Here is a 17,289-nt window from a genome sequence, read left to right as displayed (position 1 = left end):
CCGAACCGATTCTGCGGGGACGGGGACGAGGCCGTGCCTGCGACGGCCGGTGGGTGCGGAGGCCGGTGTCTGCGTCGAGGTCATGCCAGGGGAACGGACGGGGACCGGCCCGGGTCACCGATCCCCGTAATCGGCTGTGCGTTCGCGACCTCACCGGAGGCAGCTCGCCCGTCGCCCGTCTGGCCACCGCCGCAGAGCTGACGTACCGTCAAATACCCGGCCGGGGCCGCCGCACTCGGTCCGGCGGACGTCAACTGCCGTACGCCTCCGGAGGGATGCCGTGGCCGAGGACGAGCGACCCGTCGCGTTCGACGAGTACCCGGTGCACCAAGTGCCGCTGTCGATGCGGCACGTCGCCACCAGCGACCGGAACGCCTACGACCGCTGCATCTTCCATCTCTTCGACACCGAGGGCGAGTTCCTGCTCATCCTCGGCCTCGGCGTCTACCCCAACCTCGGTGTCATCGACGCGTACGCGACCCTGCGCACCGGCTCCACCCTCTACGCCACCCGCGCCTCGGACGCGCTGAGCGACGAGAACCGCATGCGGATGGCGGTCGGCCCGCTGCGCATCGAGGTCGAACGCCCGCTCCACGACTTCCGCCTGACCTGCGCCGCCGACCCGGACGACCCGGACGGGCTCGCGTACGAGATCACGTGGCGCGCCGACTTCCCGGCGCTGTGGGAACCCCACCACACCCAGCGCCGCGGCGCCCGGCTGACCCTGGAGGGCAAGCGGTTCGTCCAGGCCGGCCGGGCCGAGGGCCGGCTGCGCGCCGGTGGCCGCGAGAGCGAGGTGCGCGGCTGGACCGGGACCCGCGACCGCAGCTGGGGCGTCCGCCCCGTGCCCGGCGAGGAGGGCGGCCGGTTCGCCGAGGACCGTCCCACCGAGGGCTTCCACTGGATCTGGGCACCGGTCCGCTTCGACGACCGCTTCCTGATGGTCGTGGTGCAGGAGGACGCGGACGGCTACCGCACCCTGAACGACGCGACCCTGGTCCGCGAGGGACACCGCGACCGCCAACTGGGCTGGCCCCGGGCCGACATCGCCTACCGCCCCGGCACCCGCCACCCCTCGGGCGCGGTCGTCCACCTCACCGACCCGGCGGACGGCACCCCTCTCGACCTGGGCGTGGAGATCCTCACCTCCTCCCCGCTCGCCGTCGGCGCGGGCTATCCGCCCGCCGAGGACTGGCAGCACGGCACCTGGCGCGGCCCCGGCTGGACCGACCGCCGCGTCTACGACCTCTCCGACCCGGCGGCACACCCCCTGGCCGCCTACGGCGTGAGCGACCACGCCGCCCGCTTCACCCTCGGCGGCCAGGTCGGCCACGGCATCTTCGAGCACGGCAGCTTCGGCCGCCACGACCCGAGCGGCTTCACCGGCTTCGACTCGGTGGCCCCCGCCCGCCCGTGACCACCCGGCAGGGCCCGCGCTCACCCGGTACGGAAAGGGAGTCCGGCCATGGCCCCAGCACCGCGCCCCCGCACCTCCACCCGCGACCCCGAGGAGATCGCCCGCAGGCTCACCGCCTGGCTGGACCACCGGCTGCCCGGCGCGCGGGCCGTGCGTGTCACCGTCCCCGAGTCCAACGGCATGTCCGGGGAGACCCTCCTCTTCGACCTCGACCACCCGCGGCCCCCGCTGCGGGCCTGCGTGCTGCGGCTGGCCGCGGACCCGGCCGCGTACCCGGTCTTCCCGGTCTACGACATGCCGCGCCAGTACCGCACGATGCGCCTCGTCGCCGAGCGGACCGGTCTGCCGGTACCGCGCGTGCTCTGGCTGGAGGAGGACGCGGGCCCGCTCGGCGCGCCCTTCTTCGTGATGGAACGGGTGGCGGGCCGCGTCCCGCCCGACGTCATGCCGTACACCTACGGCGGGAACTGGCTGCACGACGCCACGGACGCCGAGCGGGCACGCCTCGAAGAGGAGACCCTGCGGCTGCTGGCCCGGCTGCACGACGGCGTGCCCGCGGCCGAGGCGCGGTTCCTCACCCTGCCCGGTGCGGGCAGCCCGCTGCGCCGGCACGTGGCGGCCCAGCGCGCCCACTACGCCTGGGTGGTCGAGGGCCGGCCGCGCTCACCCCTCATCGAGAGCGCCTTCGACCGGCTGGCGTCGCTGTGGCCCGATGAGGAGACGGACCCCGTCCTGAACTGGGGCGACGCCCGGATCGGCAACATCGTCTACGACGGGTTCACACCGGCCGCGATCCTCGACTGGGAGATGGCGGCGCTCGCCCCGCGCGAGGTGGACCTCGGCTGGACCATCTACCTGCACCGCTTCTTCCAGGACCTGACGGAGAGCTCCGGCCGGCGAGGACTGCCCGGCTTCCTGCGCCGCGACCGGGTCGAGGCCCGCTACGGCGAACTCACCGGCCGGACCCCGCGGGACATGGAGTTCTACACGCTCTACGCGGCACTGCGGCACGCCGTCGTCATGCTCCGCATCGCCTACCGGCAGGTGCACTTCGGCGAGGCCGCCGTTCCCGCGGATCCGGACACGCTGATCCTGCACCACGGCAGCCTGCGGGCCATGGTGCAGGGCAGGTACTGGGAGGGTGCGGGGTAGGTCAGGCGGCCCGGCGGCTCACCTGCACGGGCACCCGGATCGGACGCGAGGCGGCTCCGCCCACGTGCGAGAACGGCTGGGTGCGCCAGTCGAGCCCCTGCGGGAGCGTCAACAGCAGCGACGTGTCCTGCTCCTGAGCGCCCGTCAGCTCGTCCGCGGGGCGCGCCTCGGCGGCGGCGCGGCCGGTGCCCGCGCAGACGGTGAGGCCGAACGGGTTCCACGGTGACGCGCACAGCGCGTGCTCGGGCAGGACGTCCTCGTCCGCCAGGAGCGCGATGGGCTGGGCGCAGTCCGGGCACAGCACCCGGTACATCTCGAAGGTGTCGTAGGCGTCGTACGCCTCGCTGTCCTCCGTGTCGAAGACGTCGGGTTCGACACCCTCCGGCTGGGACGCGACCGTCGTCTGCTTGGACCGGCGCGTGGCCGTGCGTCCGGAACGCTTCGTACTCTGCATGGGAATCTCCCCCTCGGGTGGGCCGACCAGGAACCGCGGCCTCGACCACAGCAAGCACTTCCCGTCCGGCCCGCGAGGTAACCGCTTCACCGGAACGGACACGGCCGGAACCATGTGGTCTTCGTCACACTCCGATTGCGGATGCCGTGCGGGCGGTACGCGTGAGGGCCTTCCCGGGCGCGGTCCGGGTGTCCTTCAGGTATCCGGGGCGATCACGGGACCTGTAGGTTCTGGCCCATGGAGGAGCTCGACCGACAGATCGTGCAACTGCTCGTCAAGGACGGGCGGATGAGCTACACCGACCTGGGCAAGGCCACGGGCCTGTCCACGTCGGCCGTGCACCAGCGCGTGCGCCGCCTCGAACAGCGCGGCGTGATCCGCGGGTACGCCGCCGTCGTCGACCCCGAGGCGGTGGGGCTGCCGCTCACCGCGTTCATCTCGGTGAAGCCGTTCGACCCGAGCGCCCCCGACGACATCGCGGAGCGGCTCGCGGGCGTCCCCGAGATCGAGGCCTGCCACAGCGTGGCCGGCGAGGAGAACTACATCCTGAAGGTGCGGGTGGAGACCCCGCACGAACTGGAGAACCTGCTGGCCCGGGTCCGCTCGCTGGCCGGCGTCTCGACCCGCACGACCGTCGTCCTGTCGACCCCCTACGAGGCACGGCCGCCCCGCATCTGAGGCCGCCCCCCTCCGGCCTGCGGGGCGGACCGACAAAAGGGACCCCGGCGCCCGCGCGCGGCACCCGGCGCGGGAGAATGCCCCTCATGAGCACGCCCACCAGCACCCGCACCGTCCTCCTGAGGCGCGGCGAGGTCCACAGCCCCGCCGATCCCTTCGCCACCGCAATGGTGGTGGAAGCAGGACACGTCGCGTGGGTCGGTTCGGAAGGCGCGGCGGACGCCTTCGCGGACGGCGTCGACGAGGTCCTCGACCTCGACGGGGCCCTGGTCACCCCCGCGTTCACCGATGCGCACGTGCACACCACGTCGACCGGGCTCGCCCTCACCGGGCTCGACCTCACGGCCGCGCGCTCCCGCACCGAAGCCCTCACCCTCGTACGGGAGTTCGCCACGGCCCGGCCCACCGACCGGGTCCTGCTCGGGCACGGCTGGGACGCGGCCCGCTGGCCCGAGGACCGCCCGCCCTCGCGCGCCGAACTCGACGAGGCCACCGGCGGCCGGCCTCTCTACCTCTCCCGCATCGACGTGCACTCCGCCGTCGTCAGCACCGCCCTGCTCGATCTGGTCCCCGGTGTCACCGCCCGGCCCGGGTACGTCCAGGACGGGCCCCTGACGCGCGACGCCCACCACGCGGTGCGCGCCGCCGCCCTGGGCGCCGTGGGGCCGCAGCAGCGCACCGAGGCCCAGCGCGCGGCCCTGCGCCACGCCGCGTCCCTCGGTATCGGCTCGCTCCACGAGTGCGGCGGCCCGGACATCTCCTCCGAGGACGACTTCACCGGCCTGCTCGACCTGGCCCGCTCGGAGCCGGGTCCGCGCGTCGCCGGGTACTGGGCCGACCGCGACATCGAACGGGTCCGCGGCCTCGGCGCCCTCGGCGCGGCCGGCGACCTGTTCGTGGACGGCGCCCTCGGCTCGCACACGGCCTGTCTGCACGCCCCCTACAAGGACGCGGCCCACACCGGGACCGCGTACCTGACGGCCGAGGACGTCGCCGCTCACCTCGTCGCCTGCACCGAGGCGGGGCTCCAGGCCGGTTTCCACGCGATCGGCGACGCCGCCGTGAGCGCGGTCGTCGAGGGGCTGCGCGCGGCCGCGGAGAAGGTCGGCCTCGCCCGCGTCCGCGCCGCCCGGCACCGCGTCGAGCACGCCGAGATGCTGACGCCCGAGACGATCGCCGCCTTCGCCGAGTTCGGCCTCACCGCCTCCGTGCAGCCCGCCTTCGACGCGCTGTGGGGCGGTGAGGACGGCATGTACGCCGACCGCCTCGGCGCCGAACGGGCCCGCACACTCAACCCGTACGCGGCCCTGCTGCGGGCCGGCGTCCCCCTCGCCTTCGGCTCCGACGCCCCGGTCACCCCGCTGGACCCCTGGGGCACCGTGCGCGCCGCCGCCTTCCACCGCACGCCGGGACACCGGGTCTCCGTGCGCGCCGCCTTCACGGCCCACACGCGCGGGGGCTGGCGCGCCGTCGGCCGCGACGACGCCGGTGTCCTGGTCCCCGGCGCCCCCGCGGACTACGCCGTCTGGCGCACCGACGAGCTGATCGTGCAGGCCCCCGACGACCGGGTGGCCCGCTGGTCGACCGACCCGCGCTCCGGCACGCCCGGCCTGCCGGATCTCTCGCCCGGCGCCCAACTCCCCGTCTGTCTGCGGACGGTGGTCTCCGGACAGCCGGTCTTCGTAGGGCCGGACGAGTGATGTACCGGGGCGGCGCGCGGTCGGCCCCGGTCCCGTTCCCTCCCGTACGACCTGCGAATCCTCGGCCCTGACCAGGCGTCTTCTGAAAGAGACGCAGGTCGAAGGGGTGTTGACAGACCGCGGCGGTCGGCGGGTAGGTTCGGCCGGGTCCACCACCTGTCGTACGACCGGGCGAACCAGGCAGTCGTAGAACGCAGTCCGGCGCCCGCGCCACGGGGTGCCGGAACGTTCCGGCCGGTCGGCGAGGTGCGACCCGGGTGGGGCCCGGACGTTCAGTAGACAACGGCTTTCGGTCGACCCGCAGCCAGCGGGCCCCAGGTCGGCCCGAAGGACGTCCGGCCCCGATCCGCAGTGTCAGGCCGATCCGCGGCGCTCGCTAAGCTGGTCCCCTTGTGTACTGAAGTTCTAAGGGGAAGCTGTGAGCGACGGCGGCGGGCGCGGGTTCGGCCCTCTGGGTACGACCCTGGTGATCATTCCGACCTATGACGAGGCGGAGAACATCACCTCCATCGTCGGCCGCGTACGGGCCGCGGTGCCCGCGGCCCACGTGCTGGTCGCCGACGACAACAGCCCCGACGGCACGGGCAAGCTCGCCGACGAGCTGGCCGCCGCGGACGACCACGTCCATGTGCTGCACCGGACCGGCAAGGAAGGTCTCGGCGCCGCGTACCTGGCCGGCTTCGCCTGGGGCATGGAGCAGGGGTACGGGGTTCTGGTCGAGATGGACGCCGACGGCTCCCACCAGCCGGAGGAGCTGCCGCGGCTGCTCACCGCGCTCAAGCAGGCCGACCTCGTGCTCGGCTCGCGCTGGGTGCCCGGCGGGCGCGTCGTGAACTGGCCCAAGTCCCGCGAGTTCCTCTCCCGCGGCGGCTCCACGTACTCCCGCTTCCTGCTGGACGTGCCGATCCGCGACGTCACCGGCGGTTTCCGCGCGTTCCGCCGCGAGACCCTCGAAGGTCTCGGCCTCGGCGACGTCGCCTCGCAGGGCTACTGCTTCCAGGTCGACCTGGCGCGCCGCGCCGTGAAGGCCGGCTACCACGTGGTCGAGGTCCCCATCACCTTCGTCGAGCGCGAGCTGGGCGACTCCAAGATGAGCAAGGACATCGTCGTGGAGGCCCTGTGGCGGGTCACCACGTGGGGCGTGGGGGAGCGCGTGGGCAAGATCCTCGGCCGCCCCGCGCAAGGCCCCTCCAGCCGCCCCTGAGCCCCTCCTGATCCTCCGCTTACGTCACGCGCACGTGTCCCCAGGCACACTGGGGACATGACCACTGGTACTCCGCCCCGCAACCAGCCCGCAGGGGGCCGGCGCTCCCGGCTCCGCACGTTCCTCCCGCTCGCCGTCGCGGCGTGGGTGGTCCTGGAGATCTGGTTGCTCACGGTGGTGGCGGGAGCCGTCGGTGGCTTCGCGCTCTGCCTGCTCCTGGTGGCGGGCTTCGTGCTCGGCGCCGTCGTGATCAAGGCAGCCGGGCGCCGCGCCTTCCAGAACCTCAGCGAGACGCTCCAGCGCCACCGGACGGGCGCCGTGGAGGAGGGCGAGCAGCGCCCGCAGGGCAACGGACTGCTGATGCTGGCCGGCCTGTTCCTGATGATCCCCGGGTTCGTCTCGGACGCCCTCGGCCTGCTGCTGCTCGTCCCGCCGGTCCGCGCCGCGCTGAGCCGCTCCACGGAGCGCGCCGTCCAGCGCCGGATGACCACGGCGACCCAGGGCGCGTTCGGCGCCGCGTTCCAGCAGGCCCGCCGGGACCGGCCGGGCGGCAGCACGGTGATCCAGGGCGAGGTCGTCCGGGAGGACGAGCGCCCGGCGGGCCGCGGCGACGGCACGGGCCCGCGCCCGCCGATCATGCCGTCCTGAGGCGCCGCGGGCGCGCCCGTCCGCACGCGCACAGCGCAAAACGGCCGGGGCCGGACACACCAAGTGTGTCCGGCCCCGGCCGTCTCACGTCACGCCGAGCCTTCGGGTCAGGCCGACTTGCGGCTGTCCCTCGGGTGGACCGCGATGTTCATCGCGCCCGAACGCAGGACGGCCAGACGCTCCTCAAGGACCTCTTCGAGCTCCTCGCGGGTGCGCCGCTCCATCAGCATGTCCCAATGCGTACGGGCCGGCTTGGCCTTCTTCTCCTCAGGGCCGTCACCGTCCACGAGGAGTGCCTGGGCCCCGCAGACCTTGCACTCCCACTCCGGCGGAATTTCGGCCTCCACCGAGAAGGGCATCTCAAAGCGATGTCCCTTCTCGCATGCGTACTCCACGGCCTGGCGCGGAGCCAGGTCGATGCCGCGGTCCGTCTCGTAGCTCGTCACCACGAGGCGGGTACCGCGAAGAGCTCGCTCACTCATGAATCGTGCCTCCCGGGCTTGTCGCCCACAGGACAGGTGTCGCTGTCGTCGTCATCCGGTCAACGTCCGGTCGGCGGTAAAGATTCCCGTTCCGGGTCATGCGTCGCCGTCGTAGCCGCCCCTTGTTGTACCCACCGACGCCCGGTTTGTCACATCTGACGCCAGATGTCACCTGGCGTCTCACATTCTTGACGTGCAGTAACGGTACGCCTGGCAGGCCAACCGCGTACACTACCGGCCTTTGCCCTCAGGGGCTAAATCCGGGCCGGTACGGGATTCCCCGCGTCGCGTACCGCCTGCCGTACCGGGACCCGGGCCAGCAGGACGAAACCGAGCACGAAGAAGACCACCAGGGACACGATGGCGTCCCGATAACTCCCGGTCAGCTGGTAGGCGAGGCCGAACACCAGGGGCCCCAGCCAGCTCATGCCCCGGTCGCTCATTTCGTACGCGGAGAAGTACTCCGCCTCCTTCCCGGCCGGAACCAGATGCGAGAACAGTGACCTGGACAGGGCCTGAGTACCCCCGAGAACGAGGCCGATACCCACCGCCAGGGTGAAGAACCACGTCGCCGAGCCGCTCGGCAGGAAGTACCCCGCCCCGATCGTCACGGTCCAGGCCACGAGGGAGCCGAGGATCGTGCGCCGGGCGCCGTAGGCGCGGGCCAGACGGCCCATCGCGAGCGCCCCGACCACCGCCAGGACCTGGACGAGCAGCACCGCCACGATGAGTGTCGACTGGCCCAGCCGCAGTTCCTCGGAGCCGTACACGGACGCCTGCGAGATCACCGTCTGGACGCCGTCGTTGTAGACGAGATAGGCGAGAAGGAAGGAGAGCGTCCGCGGATAGCGGCGCATCCCCTTCACCGTGGCCAGGAACTGACGCGGGCCCGATACCGGCGCGCCCGGCGCGTGCGCCGGGCGCCGGTCGCGCAGACGGCGTAGTGGCACCAGAGTGAACGCGCCCCACCACACGCCCGCCGAGGCCAGACAGATGCGCACCGCCGTCGACTCCGAGACACCGAAGGTGGCGTGGGACGTGTACAGCCACAGGTTCGCCACGAGCACGAGGGCGCCCGAGGCGTAACCGAACGCCCATCCCCGCGAGGAGACGGCGTCGCGCTCCTGCGGGGGCGCGATCTGCGGCAGGTAGGAGTTGTAGAGCACCATCGAGACGGCCAGCGCGGCATTGGCGACCACCAGGAGCGCGCCCCCGAGCAGATACCGCTCGCCGTCCAGGAAGAACATGCCCGCCGTCGCCGCGGCGCCCACGTACGCGGCCGTCGCCAGCAGCGGCTTCTTGCGGCCCGTGCGGTCGGCGGCGGTGCCCGCGAGCGGCATCAGGAAGACCGACAGGAGCACCGAGAGCGAGACCGTGTACGCGAAGAAGGACCCCGCCCGGACGGGTATGCCGAGCGGGTGCACGAAGCCTTCCGCGTCGGCCGCCGCCTTCGCGACCGAGGTGAGGTACGGGCCGAGGAACACCGTCAGGACGCTCGTCGAGTAGACCGAACAGGCCCAGTCGTAGAAGTACCAGCCGCGCTGCTCGCGCCGGCGCTCGGCGCGGGCGGCCGCCTCGGACGCCGCCCCCCGCACGGTGTCGGTCCCCACCCGTGTCCCCTTGTGTCCCCGTGGCCCGCCGCCGCGCCGCGGCCCTCAGACCCAGGTGCCCCGGTCCACGAGAACATCGCGCAGCGTCTCGATGTGATCGGAAACTATGCCATCGACCCCGAGGTCGAGCAGCCGCCGCATCTCGGCCTCGTCGTTGACCGTCCAGACGTGGACCTGCGTCCCGCGCGCGTGGGCGGCCCGGACGAAGCGCCGGTCGACCACCCGGATCCCGTACTGCGCCACCGGCACCTGCACGCACACGGCGGAGCGGCGCAGCGCGGCCGGCACCCCGTACGACCGCAGGCGCAGGCCCACCACCCCGCGGGTGCCGTACGACGTGGCCAGGCGCGGGCCCGCGAGCGCCTGGGCCCGGGCGACGCGGGGCTCCGAGAACGAGCCGACGCAGACGCGGTCCCACGCGCGCGTACGGCGGAGCAGACCGAGGAGGGGGAGCAGCGCGGACTCCGCCTTGACATCGACGTTCCAGCGGACGTCGGGGAAGGTCTCCAGCAGCTCCTCGAAGAGCGGCACCGGCTCGCTGCCCGCCACGCGCGCGCGGCGCACCTCGTCCCAGGGGAGGTCGGCGATCCGGCCGCTGCCGTCGGTGACCCGGTCGAGCGTCTCGTCGTGGAAGGCGACGAGCCGGCCGTCGGCGGTGCGGTGCACATCGGTCTCGATGTAGCGGTAGCCGAGGCCGACGGCGCGGCGGAAGGCGGCGACGGTGTTCTCCAGCCCGTCCGCCGCCCCGCCGCGGTGGGCGAGGGCGAGCGGACCGGGGTGGTCGAGGTAGGGGTGGCGTACGGGGTCGGTCACCGGGGCAGTATCGCCCGCCGCGGCTCCGCGCCCGCCACCACGGTCGGGGCGGCGGCCGGGGCGGGGACGGTGAAGGCGCGCAGGAAGAACTGGGCCAGCGGACCGATCGCGAGGGCGTACACGACCGTGCCCACGCCGATGGTGCCGCCCAGCAGGAAGCCGGTGGCGACCACCGTGACCTCGACGGCGGTGCGCATCAGGCGGATCGAGCGGCCGGTGCGCCGGTGCAGGCCGGTCATGAGGCCGTCGCGCGGACCCGGGCCGAACCGGGCCGCTATGTAGAGGCCGGTCGCGATCCCGTTGAGCACGATCGCCGCGGCCAGCAGCGGAACGCGCACCCCGTAGGCGTGCACGGACGGCACCACCGCAAGGGTGGCGTCCATGGCGAGCCCGACCACGAAGACGTTCGAGACCGTGCCGAGCCCCGGGCGCTGCCGCAGCGGGATCCACAGGAGCAGCACGATCGCGCCCACGATGATCGACACGACGCCGATGGAGATGCCCGTCAGCTCGGCGAGCCCCTGATGCAGGACACCCCACGGCTCCAGGCCGAGCCCGGCCTCCACGAGCAGCGCCGAACTGGCGCCGTACAGCGCGAGCCCCACGTACAGCTGGACGAGCCGGCGCACGGCACGGCCGCCGGACGGTGTGGGCGGCGAAGCGGACACGGGATCCCCCTGTGGTGGTAGTGGCCTGGCCCATGACACTCTGTGGCTCCGACGCAGACGTCAACCATGGCCAATTCCGGATAGGTGGACTGATTCGCATGGCGCAGTGGACTTCGGCGATGGGGTCGGCGCAGCTCGCCCGGCTGCTCACCTCGCAGCAGCAGCCGCGTCCGGCGGGCTCCTCGGGGCGCCGTCCGCCCGCCTATCGTGCGCTCGCCGACGGTGTCCGGCTCCTCGTCCTGGAGGGCCGCGTCCCGGTCGCCGCCCGGCTCCCGGCCGAACGCGAACTGGCGCAGGCGCTCTCGGTGAGCCGGACGACGGTCGCCGCGGCCTACGAGGCGCTGCGCGGCGAGGGGTTCCTGGAGTCCCGCAGAGGGGCGGGCAGCTGGACCGCCGTCCCCGCGGGCAACCCGCTCCCGGCTCGCGGCCTCGAACCCCTGCCGCCGGAAGCGCTCGGTTCGATGATCGACCTCGGCACGGCGGCCCTGCCCGCGCCCGAACCCTGGCTGACCCGGGCCGTCCAGGGCGCCCTGGAGGAGCTCGCGCCGTACGCCCACACGCACGGCGACTACCCGGCCGGCCTGCCCGCGCTCCGCGCGATGATCGCCGAGCGCTACACCGCGCACGGGATCGCCACGATGCCCGAACAGATCATGGTCACGACCGGCGCGATGGGGGCCATCGACGCCATCTGCCACCTCTTCGCGGGCCGCGGCGAACGGGTCGCCGTGGAGTCTCCCAGCTACGCCAACATCCTCCAGCTGATGCGCGAGGCCGGGCTGCGGCTCGTCCCCGTCGCCATGGCGGACGGCCTGACCGGCTGGGACCTCGACCGGTGGCGGCAGGTCCTGCGCGACGCCTCGCCCCGGCTCGCCTACGTGGTCGCCGACTTCCACAACCCGACCGGGGCCCTCGCCGACGAGGACCAGCGCCGTTCGCTGGTGGACGCCGCGCGGTCGGCCGGCACGGTGCTCGTCGTCGACGAGACCATGACCGAGCTGCACTTCGACCCGGACCACGTAATGCCGCGCCGGGTCTGCGCCTTCGACCCCGGCGGCTCGACCGTCATCACCGTCGGCTCGGCGAGCAAGGCGTTCTGGGCGGGCATGCGGATCGGCTGGGTGCGGGCCGCCCCGGACGTCATCCGCAGCCTGGTCGCCGCGCGCGCCTACGCGGATCTGGGTACGCCGGTGCTGGAACAGCTGGCCGTGAACTGGCTGCTGAGCACCGGGGGCTGGGAGGCGGCCGTGCAGCTCCGCCGCGACCAGGCCCGGGAGAACCGGGACGCGCTGGTCACGGCGGTCCGGCGGGAGCTGCCCTCCTGGGAGTTCGACGTGCCGGACGGCGGGCTGACCCTGTGGGTGAAGGCGGGCGGTCTGTCGGGCTCACGGCTCGCGGAGGTGGGCGAACGGGTGGGGGTGCGGGTGCCGTCCGGACCGCGGTTCGGGGTCGACGGCGCCTTCGAGGGCTACGTGCGGCTGCCGTTCACGGTCGGCGGCGCGGTGGCCGACGAGGCGGCCACGCGCCTGGCGACGGCGGTCCGACTGGTCAGCGAGGGCCAGAGCGCGGGCGGGGACGTCCCCCGCACCCTGATCGCCTGACACCCACCGCCCTACCGCTCGGCGAGCGCTTCGGCGCCGTGCGGGACGGGTTCCGGGGTGCGGGTGTCCGCGGGGACGGTCTCGGGCGTACGGGTGTCGACTGGGGGCGCATCGGGTGCGGCGGCCTCTGCCGTCGCCGCGGTGCGAGCCTCCGCCGGGACGGTCTGCGGCGTGCGGGCCGCTTCCGGGGCCACCTCGGGCGCACGGACTCCTGTCGGGGAGGTCTCTCGCAGGGGGGCTTCCGTCGGGGCTGGCTCCGGTGTGAGGGCTTCCGCCGGGGTTGTCTCGGGTGTGTGGGCCTCCGCACGGGCCCTCTGCGGTGTGTGGGTGGCGGCCCGGGCTGCCTGCGGTGTCCGGTCCGCTGTCGGGGCCGTTCCCTGGGTGAGGGCGTCCGCGGGGACCGACTCGGGCGCGCGGGCCTCTGCGGGAGTCGCGGTCTCCGGTGTGCGGGCCGCCGCCTCCGGAGTGGCTTCCTGTGGCTGGGGCCCTGCCGGGGCCGGCTCCCGCGTCTGGGCCTCCCGGGGGAGCGGCTCAGGGCTGTCGTTCGCCGCGTCGGCCCGTACGGGTGCGGCGACGGGCGGCGCTGCCGCTGGGGGCGGTGTCTGAGCGGCGGGGGCGGGCGCGGCGGCGTCCGGGGTCGCCCGGTCCGGCAGTAGGGCGATGACCGCCTGCCGGTGGGCCTCGCTCGTCGCCTCGTCGTACGGGTCCGGGGTGGCCGGCACCTGGAGCCGGTGGACCTCTCCGGTGCCCAGGCGGGCGTAGCCGCGGCCGGGCGGGACATCCGAGGTGGGGGTCGTGCGGGGCAGGGCGCCCAGGACGTCCCGCAGCTCCGCGGGCGAGGCCGGACCGAGCACCACGCGCGCGCGGGTGTGCTGGCCGACCGCCTCGTCGAGGGCGGGGAGCGCGTCGAACTGCTCGGCGACGGCGACCGTCACGCCCGCCGCGCGCCCGTGCCGCAGCGGGACCTGGAGCAGGGTCTGCGGGTCGGTGCGGCCGTCCGCCGCCGCGAGGTGGCCGAGGGCGGTGGGCCGGTCGAGCAGGATCCACAGGGGCCGCTTGATGTCGTCCGGGGCGGGGTGCCCGGACTGACGTGCCCGGTTCGCCGCGATCAGCCTGCGCTCGGTCTCGTGGGCGGCCCATTCGAGGCTGGCGAGGGCGCCGCCGAGGCCGGACTCCACCGTGAGGACACCGGCGCGTCCGACGAGGCACGCGTAGTCGCCGGTCCCGCTGCCCTCGATGACCAGGACGTCACCGTGCTGCAGGGCCTGGAGCGCGATCGAGCGCAGCAGCGAACTGGTGCCGCTGCCGGGCTGGCCGACGACCAGCAGGTGGGGCTCGGTGGAGCGGATGCCGGTGCGCCACACGACCGGGGGCACGTCGCGCTGCTCCTCGCCGTCCATGACGGGCAGGGTGCGCTGCACACCGGTCTCGTCGGTGAAGCCGAGGACGGTCTCGCCGGGGGACGTGACGAACCGCTGGGCGGCGATGTCCGTGGGCAGCGGAGCGAGGACGGTCACCGTCAGGTGGTTGGCCTCCTCGTCCCACCCGAAGTGGTACTCGCGGCCCCGGCCCAGCTTGGCGTTGAGCAGCTGCTCGATGCGGGCCCGGGACTCGGCCTCGCCATCGGTGAAGTAGGCGGGGTAGCGGATCGACAGCCGCCCGAAACGGCCGTCGCCGTCGAAGTCGTAGGCCTCGAATGCCTTCTCCCACTCGCCGCCGTGGGCGTACAGGGGGCTGGGGTCCTCCGGGACGGAGAAGTACGGGACAAGCGCTTCGTAGAGCGAGGACAGCCGCTGGACCTGTGACTCGTCGGGACCGCTCGGCTCCTCGGGCTTGGGGTCGCGCCCCTTCCAGGCGGCCGCCGCCATCAGGGTGACGAACGCCAGCAACGGCCCGTACGGGAGGAACACCATGACCAGGACCACGGCGCCCACCAGGAAGAGCAGCGGCCCGCGCCGCTCCTTGGGGGTCTCCACCCACCTGCGCCGCCCGGCGGCGACCAGGCGGCGCAGTCCACGGGTGATCGTGATGAGCGGATGGAGGACGTCGGTGGCGCTGTCGGCGGCCGTCCGCGCCAGTTCCCGGCTTCGGGCGATCGAGGCGCTGCCGTTGCTCAGAATGCGGGGGAGGGGGCGCCTGGCCACGTCGGTCTCCTGAGGATGGGTGCGGGTGGGTGGGCCGTCAGAACTTGATCCCGCCGAGCAGGCTGGCGAGGCTCGCGCCGCCCGCCTTGATGCTCGGGGCGATGGCCGTACCCGCCAGGTAGAAGCCGAGGAGGGCGCAGACGAGTGCGTGCGAGGCCTTGAGGCCGTCCTTGCGGAAGAACAAGAAGACGATGATGCCGAGCAGCACGACGCCCGAGATGGACAGGATCATGAGGTTCTCCTGGTTGATGCGGGGACAGTCACCATGAGTTCTTCCAGGCTCACAGCATGTATCCATACGACAAAAGGTGCAAATGGGTGGCATTTTGTGGTTTTCACCCATTTGACGGGCGGCTGGTGAGCCGCGCCGCCTCGCCCCGTCGTCCGGGACGCCGCTCCGCATCGGGGGTGATCTTTGCCGCGGCCGGGTCGGCTCATGTGCACCGGCGGGCAGTACTCTGTCGATTCACTCGTACGGCCGCACGGGCCGTACCCGTACGTAGGTGAAAGGCGGTCCGTCCGATGAGCGAAGCCCCCGACCCGGAGGTCGTGGAGCTGGCCACCAAGATCTTCGATCTGGCCCGCAGGGGCGAGACCGAGGCGCTCGTGGGCTATGTGGACGCGGGCGTTCCGGCGAACCTCACCAACGACCGGGGCGACACGCTCGTCATGCTCGCCGCCTACCACGGCCACGCGGAGGCGGTCCGCGCGCTGCTCGCGCGCGGGGCCGACGCCAACCGCGCCAACGACAAGGGGCAGACCCCGCTCGCGGGGGCCGTCTTCAAGGGCGAGGAGGGCGTGATCCGGGCGCTCCTGGACGGGGGCGCGGACCCCTCGGCGGGGACGCCGTCGGCCGTCGACACCGCCCGCATGTTCGGCAAGCTGGAGCTCGTCGAACTCTTCGGTGCTTTCTGAAGCACCCGCTCTGACCAGGCATGACGGGGGTGCCGGAAATGTGGTCGCGGCGGGCGGAACCGCTGGGTCATGATGACGGCGTGATTTACGGACGCGACGGTGGGGCAGGTGGTGCCCACGTGCCGTGCGGTCCGTGAACGGCCCGCACCGGGCCTTGGACGAGAGGCAGAGAGATGGTCTACAGCAAGCAGAAGACGGCGGGCGCTCCGACGTGTTGTCGCGTGGCCAGGTAGTAGCGGATTCCCGGTTGCGTCGACGCTTGATGTGAGGCTGTTTCCCATGTTCGAACCGGTCATAGCGCCCAGCGGTACGCTGCTCGGCCTGCTGCAGCGGGGCCGCGGCGACGGCACCCTGCACGCGCTGACGGCACCGCGGGACGAGGCGCTCGCGGCTCTCGATCACTGTGTGCTGAGCGACCCCCGCCACGACTGGCAGGTGGAGAACCGCTCGCTGTACTACGCCCGCCTCTACCTCGACCTCCACGGAGGGCTCGGGGAGATCGAGCGGCACCTCTTCGATCCCGAGGACCTCGTCGACACCGACGAGACCCGGACCGGGCTCGCGCTCGCGGTCCTCGGCCACCTCGCCTCGTACGGCAGGCGGGACGCCCTCGAACTGCTGCGCAGGTACGCGGCCTTCGGCGGCAACTGGGCCTGGGCCCTGGACGAGCTGGCCCTGCGCGACGACGACGCGGGACTGCGTGCCCTCGCCGAGCCGGTCCTCGCCCGCTTCCCGGTGCAGGACGAGGCCGAACTCGCCGCCGCCGTCCGCGACGCCTTCGAGCCGCGGCCGTGGCGGCTGTGGGCCGAGGACCCCCGTCCTCATGTGGCGGCACGCGTGCGTGCGGCCCAGGAAGCGGGGTCCTTCGACCGCTGGCAGCGGCAGCTGACCCCCGCGGGGCCCCGCCCCGAATGGAGCGTGCAGGCCGTCTTCGACTGGGCCCAGGAAGGCTTCGAGCGCGGCGCCGTCCTGTACGTGCCCGCCGCGCGCTGCCTCACCGCGGTCGCCGGATCCGAGGACCGCGCGCAGATCGTGCGGGCCGCCCGGGACGGCTCGGACGGCGCGCGCTGCACCGCGCTGCGCTACCTCGCCGACACCCACGACCCCGCGGTGCTGGACCTCATCGAGGCCGCCGTCGCGTCACCCGCGCGCGTGGTGGTGGACGCGGCCCTCGACTCCTTCGAACGGATGCGCAGTCTCGCCGCCGTGGAGCGGGCCCGCCGCTGGGCCCGCCGGCCGGACGTGCTCGGCGCCGCCGCCGGCCGCGTGCTCGCCTGCCGGGGCGGCGCCGAGGACAGCGAGCTGGTGCTCTGGGCCCTGCGTGAGGCGGTGCGCGGCGACGGCCCCGACGCCCCCACTCTGTGGCCCCTCGTCGACGGGGCGGGACGGCTCGGCATCGCCTGCGCCGCCCCCGTCCTGCGCCACGTCTACCGCGAGACGGCCTCCTCCCATCTGCGCGGGCGCGCCGCCCGCGCCCTCGCCGCCACCGACCCCTCCTTCGCCGCCGGGTTCGCCGTCGAATGCCTGTGGGACTGCGAGGAATCCACCCGCGAGGTCGCCGCCCGCCACGCCGAGACCGGTGACAGCCGCGTCGTCGACCAGTTGCGCCGCCTCGCCGCGGACCCCGCCGAGGAGGCCGAGGTACAGACCGCCGTCCGCGCCAGGATCGGCCCCGACGCCCCGGCCCTGTGACCGGCTGACGGACGGGAGGTGGCCGTCCGGCCGCCTCCCGTCGCCCGCTGTTCGCGCCGGTCGCCCGCCCTTCGCCGGGCGGCGCAACGCTCACGGGACGTTCCCCGGCAG

15 protein-coding genes and 1 pseudogene are annotated in these 17,289 nt (G+C 73.6%); 9 read left to right on the top strand and 7 right to left on the bottom strand.

Annotation, left to right across the window (positions count from 1 at the left end; translation table 11 throughout):
• Positions 1-343: 343 nt before the first annotated feature.
• Both ABZY33_RS15125 and ABZY33_RS15120 read left to right on the top strand, forming a co-directional pair.
• On the top strand, positions 344-1,417 hold the full coding sequence (locus ABZY33_RS15125) for a hypothetical protein (RefSeq protein ID WP_356492059.1): 1,074 nt from the start codon (positions 344-346) through the stop codon (positions 1,415-1,417).
• Between the two features lie 48 nt (positions 1,418-1,465).
• On the top strand, positions 1,466-2,569 hold the full coding sequence (locus ABZY33_RS15120) for a phosphotransferase family protein (RefSeq protein ID WP_356492000.1): 1,104 nt from the start codon (positions 1,466-1,468) through the stop codon (positions 2,567-2,569).
• A gap of 1 nt (position 2,570) precedes the next feature.
• Here ABZY33_RS15120 and ABZY33_RS15115 read toward each other — a convergent pair whose 3' ends face one another.
• A complete protein-coding gene (locus ABZY33_RS15115) occupies positions 2,571-3,023 on the bottom strand; it encodes a hypothetical protein (protein ID WP_356491999.1) in 453 nt (150 codons plus the stop codon).
• Between the two features lie 237 nt (positions 3,024-3,260).
• Between ABZY33_RS15115 and ABZY33_RS15110 the strand changes: the two genes are divergently transcribed.
• The 4 genes from ABZY33_RS15110 to fxsA all read left to right on the top strand — a co-directional run bounded on the left by ABZY33_RS15110 (position 3,261) and on the right by fxsA (position 7,253).
• Entirely contained in the window at positions 3,261-3,701 is a 441-nt protein-coding gene (locus tag ABZY33_RS15110; RefSeq protein ID WP_324767677.1) for an Lrp/AsnC family transcriptional regulator, read from the top strand.
• An 86-nt stretch (positions 3,702-3,787) separates the two neighbouring features.
• Positions 3,788-5,401: an amidohydrolase gene (locus ABZY33_RS15105; protein ID WP_356491998.1), complete on the top strand. Its 1,614-nt coding sequence runs from the start codon at positions 3,788-3,790 to the stop codon at positions 5,399-5,401.
• Between the two features lie 418 nt (positions 5,402-5,819).
• Entirely contained in the window at positions 5,820-6,605 is a 786-nt protein-coding gene (locus ABZY33_RS15100; protein ID WP_356491997.1) for a polyprenol monophosphomannose synthase, read from the top strand.
• A 57-nt stretch (positions 6,606-6,662) separates the two neighbouring features.
• A complete protein-coding gene (gene fxsA / locus ABZY33_RS15095; RefSeq protein ID WP_356491996.1) occupies positions 6,663-7,253 on the top strand; it encodes an FxsA family membrane protein in 591 nt (196 codons plus the stop codon).
• 107 nt (positions 7,254-7,360) lie between these two features.
• Here the strand turns inward: fxsA and ABZY33_RS15090 are convergent, their stop codons facing one another.
• The 4 genes from ABZY33_RS15090 to ABZY33_RS15075 form a co-directional block, all read right to left on the bottom strand.
• Positions 7,361-7,735, bottom strand: coding sequence for an RNA polymerase-binding protein RbpA (locus ABZY33_RS15090; RefSeq protein ID WP_003977404.1), 375 nt, complete (start codon positions 7,733-7,735; stop codon positions 7,361-7,363).
• Positions 7,736-7,989: 254 nt separating this feature from the next.
• Positions 7,990-9,345 (bottom strand): MFS transporter, encoded by a 1,356-nt coding sequence (locus ABZY33_RS15085; protein WP_356491995.1) that lies wholly within the window; start codon positions 9,343-9,345, stop codon positions 7,990-7,992.
• Positions 9,346-9,390: 45 nt separating this feature from the next.
• Positions 9,391-10,158, bottom strand: a complete 768-nt coding sequence (locus ABZY33_RS15080) for a glycerophosphodiester phosphodiesterase (RefSeq protein ID WP_356491994.1) — start codon at positions 10,156-10,158, stop codon at positions 9,391-9,393.
• Entirely contained in the window at positions 10,155-10,787 is a 633-nt protein-coding gene (locus ABZY33_RS15075; RefSeq protein WP_356492058.1) for a hypothetical protein, read from the bottom strand. The genes ABZY33_RS15080 and ABZY33_RS15075 overlap by 4 nt, the downstream gene beginning before the upstream one ends.
• Before the next feature lie 137 nt (positions 10,788-10,924).
• On the opposite strand from ABZY33_RS15075, the gene ABZY33_RS15070 reads away from it, so the two are divergent.
• On the top strand, positions 10,925-12,427 hold the full coding sequence (locus tag ABZY33_RS15070; RefSeq protein WP_356491993.1) for a PLP-dependent aminotransferase family protein: 1,503 nt from the start codon (positions 10,925-10,927) through the stop codon (positions 12,425-12,427).
• Between the two features lie 632 nt (positions 12,428-13,059).
• Here the strand turns inward: ABZY33_RS15070 and ABZY33_RS15065 are convergent.
• Positions 13,060-14,571 (bottom strand): annotated as a pseudogene (locus ABZY33_RS15065) (hypothetical protein); the annotation flags it as partial.
• A gap of 37 nt (positions 14,572-14,608) precedes the next feature.
• Positions 14,609-14,803, bottom strand: coding sequence for a hypothetical protein (locus ABZY33_RS15060; RefSeq protein WP_324767692.1), 195 nt, complete (start codon positions 14,801-14,803; stop codon positions 14,609-14,611).
• A 290-nt stretch (positions 14,804-15,093) separates the two neighbouring features.
• Here ABZY33_RS15060 and ABZY33_RS15055 point away from each other — a divergent pair, with 290 nt between their 5' ends.
• Together ABZY33_RS15055 and ABZY33_RS15050 are read left to right on the top strand one after the other, a co-directional pair.
• Entirely contained in the window at positions 15,094-15,486 is a 393-nt protein-coding gene (locus ABZY33_RS15055; RefSeq protein WP_356491992.1) for an ankyrin repeat domain-containing protein, read from the top strand.
• 279 nt (positions 15,487-15,765) lie between these two features.
• The gene (locus ABZY33_RS15050; protein ID WP_356491991.1) at positions 15,766-17,178 is read left to right on the top strand and encodes a HEAT repeat domain-containing protein; all 1,413 of its coding nucleotides are present in this window, start codon (positions 15,766-15,768) and stop codon (positions 17,176-17,178) included.
• Positions 17,179-17,289: the final 111 nt, after the last annotated feature.

Source organism: Streptomyces sp. NPDC006552 (assembly GCF_040611655.1).
Lineage (GTDB): Bacteria > Actinomycetota > Actinomycetes > Streptomycetales > Streptomycetaceae > Streptomyces.
The sequence above is the reverse complement of the archived record's forward strand: the minus strand, read 5'-3'. Positions and strand labels throughout refer to the sequence as shown.